Annotated in this window: 2 protein-coding genes; both read left to right on the forward strand. The window is 34.8% G+C overall.

The window, feature by feature from the left end; translation table 11 throughout:
* Positions 1-254 precede the first annotated feature (254 nt).
* On the forward strand, positions 255-1,265 hold the full coding sequence (locus tag COD92_RS31075; protein ID WP_098532293.1) for a DUF3231 family protein: 1,011 nt from the start codon (positions 255-257) through the stop codon (positions 1,263-1,265).
* Between the two features lie 5 nt (positions 1,266-1,270).
* The gene (locus COD92_RS31080) at positions 1,271-1,729 is read left to right on the forward strand and encodes a hypothetical protein (protein ID WP_098532292.1); all 459 of its coding nucleotides are present in this window, start codon (positions 1,271-1,273) and stop codon (positions 1,727-1,729) included.
* Positions 1,730-2,687: the final 958 nt, after the last annotated feature.

Raw genomic sequence — 2,687 nt, forward strand, 5'->3', positions numbered from 1 at the left:
TTTTATTGAGGGAGTTTAGTGGAAGAGTCCAGTTTGATCTTTGTTCAGCAATCGGGCCAGTTAATTGAATAAGAGGTTGCATAAAACCCTACTTTTTTAATTACCCTTCGAATAGAGGTGTAATAACATATAAATTAATGCAACGTTGGGAAAGATAGAAAAAAAATCTCTCAAAATTAGTCAGCCCAATTATACATATTTAATTTGATATCGGAAAAATTATTGCCAGCGAATAAAAAGTTGGAGGAATTTCAATGCAAACAGAACACCATGTTGATTTAACATCTGCAGAAATGGCAAATCTTTGGACGGCTTACCAAAATGATACGATGGTCATTTGTGTTGTTAAATATGCTCTAGCCACCGTTCAAGATACAGAAATTCGTAGCGTTTTAGAATTTGCATTACAGTTATCCCAATCACATGTTCAACAATTAACTGCTATGTTTAACGAAGAACAACTTCCGATTCCGGACGGATTTAACGAAAATGAGGATCTTAATTTACAAGCCCCTCCTTTATTTACGGATACGTTCTATCTGACATACATTCACAACATGGGCAAAATCGGAATTGAATCATATGGGATGGCTCTAGCTAATTCTTCTCGATTAGACCAAAGTCAATATTTCACCAACTGTCTAACTGAATACACGCAACTATTTAACCAAGCATTACAAGTATTGTTATCAAAGGGAAACCATACGAGATCTCCGCATATTCCAAAACCAAAACAGGTTCAATACGTTCAAAAACAAAGTTATTTAACAGGTTGGTTTGGCAAGCGTAGACCTCTTAATGCACTTGAAATAGCTAATATCTATTTTAGTATGGTACGAAATATATTAGGAGAAGCACTGGTCACGGGATTTAGTCAAGTGGCGAGGGGTCAAGAGGTTCGTAACTTTATGATAAGAGGAAGAGACATTTCAGCCAAACATATTGAAATTTTCGGCTCAGTATTAAGTGAGGATCACCTGCCTCCAGCTAGTAAATGGGATGCTGAAGCAACAGATTCAACGGTTGCCCCATTTTCCGATAAACTGATGATGTACCATGTAACAGCGTTAATTTCGATAGGAGTCACCCATTATGGAGCTAGTCTTGGGACAAGTGCAAGACGCGATTTAGGAGCTCTTTATCCTCGATTAATGGCGGAAATTGTACAATATGCTGAAGATGGAGCCAATATAATGATTGATAACGGTTGGCTAGAGCAACCGCCACAAGCACCGGATCGAGATCAGTTAGCTAATAAGCAGTGAATGCAATGTCAAGGGAAGGACGAGTTGAGAAAGTCCTTTGGAGTATTGCATTACCTGGCTTTGGACAACTCTTAAATGGTAAGTTTCTTAAGGGATTAATTTTGATTGGATTAGAAGTTTTAATCAATGTTCAATCAAATTTTAACAAAGTGATTATTTACAGTTTTCAAGGCGATATTCAATCCGCTATTGACCTTGTCAGTTATGATTGGCTCATGTTTTATCTCTGTCTTTATATGTTTTCCGTATGGGACGCTTATCGGGACGCAGGAGGAGGGAAATCACCTTATTCCTTTCTACCGTTTGTCTTTAGTGCTTATTTCGTAACCATAGGGTTGATCTATTCCTCAAGTCTAAAGGTATTCGGGGTGCTTTTCGGTCCACCTATGTTGTTTTTGATTCCAGGAATAAGTATTGGCTTACTTATAAATATTGCATTAGGAAATTTGAAAGTAAAAAAATAATGACCAACTCGTAATAAATGGAGATTGACATGGCTAAAAAAATCCTAGATCTGCAATGCGACATATTAGTATTATGTGGAATATTCTTTGCCCTTCGCTTTATCTATACAAAAAGAAATATACATACAGATAAACGGATATACGATCAATACACTTGTCACACTCATACATACTATTATGCTTGTTGGATTTTACAGACAAATGGATAAGAAAATTAGCGAAAAGACAAAGTCACGTTGTTAAATCAAGCATTTTTTTTCCGTGAGGGTCTTTGTTTAGATTATTTATAGTGTTCTTTATTTTTTACATAAAACCTCTATTTTTTTATGCAGCCACGATGAAGAAGTAATGGAACTTCTAAGATTATCAAAAAATCAAGAGATCGATACTTTATTAAATCAACTGCATCCGGAAATAAAGTCATTGCAGACGAAATAAATTTTGATTTCCACCTTAAAAAGAAAGTTCGTTTAATCGCCCCTTCTATATGGATTGAAAACAAATTATATAAAGCATCTTACATATCTGACTAAGTTCAAACCTTGACTATTAATGCAGAAAGAAAAGCTAAAAAAGGTGTTTACATAAAAATACTTTCAAAATGAAACAGGCTTTTTAACATATATCTAAATATACATTCATCTATCTTCACCAATCGGGCGCTTTTCTTAAATAAGAAGACGTCTTTTGTAATGAGTTAGATTCTAGAACAATCTATTTAAGGGATTGGATTATGTTAAAGTGTATAAGAGATTGTGAAGGTTCCTACTTTAACTATAGGGTGCTTTAGTTGAAGAAAGCATACCACAATATGTTGTGGTAATTGAGGTCATTTGTAGTACAAAAAAGGATAGATTGAGAGTATTTTCTACTGCTCACCTATCCTTTGTGATTTTTCCCTTATAATGTCTGACATGAAATACAAATTAACTGTTGATATATCCTACATCTAACGATG

This window comes from Bacillus sp. AFS037270 (assembly GCF_002585305.1).

Bases quoted from the DNA above. Each gene is read 5' to 3' on its own strand.
- COD92_RS31075 (WP_098532293.1), top strand. From the start codon at position 255: ATGCAAACAGAACACCATGTTGATTTAACATCTGCAGAAATGGCAAAT.
- COD92_RS31080 (WP_098532292.1), top strand. From the start codon at position 1,271: ATGTCAAGGGAAGGACGAGTTGAGAAAGTCCTTTGGAGTATTGCATTA.